The organism is Sphingomonas epibiotica (assembly GCF_039615155.1).
Classification (GTDB): domain Bacteria; phylum Pseudomonadota; class Alphaproteobacteria; order Sphingomonadales; family Sphingomonadaceae; genus Sphingomonas.
Window position 1 is genome coordinate 1 of sequence record NZ_JBDGHY010000049.1, and the last position, 417, is coordinate 417.

A 417-nucleotide genomic window follows, 5' to 3' on the forward strand; every position below is an offset into this window, starting at 1 on the left:
TCGCTGGTGCTTACCGGCGGACGGCTGACCGGCGGCAAGGGCTATGCATCGGGGGCGGGGATACTGACTCACGCGCTGGTAACTGCGGATAGCGAACGCGGGCCGCAGCTGCTCCTGCTCGACCTGGATGCCGATCCGCCTGCCATCGATCGGGAGTGGTGGCAGACGATCGGCATGCAGCGCTCGGAGACACATCTGGTGCGCTGGTCCGGCTCTGTGATCCGTGAAGACGGCCGTATCGGCGAGCCCGGCAGCTATGCGCGGGAGCCGTTCTTCAGCGGAGGCGCGCTGCGCTTCGCCGCGGTTCATGCCGGGGGCATCGCCGGCCTGCTCGATGCAGTGCGTGACCACCTGACCACCCACGAGCGCGCTTCCGATCCGTTCCAGGCATCGCGCCTCGCCGACCTGTTCCCGCGC

The 417-nt window shown here is 68.8% G+C and carries 1 pseudogene; it reads left to right on the forward strand.

From position 1 onward, the window contains the following. Positions 1-417 (forward strand): annotated as a pseudogene (locus AAIO73_RS20240) (acyl-CoA dehydrogenase); the annotation flags it as partial.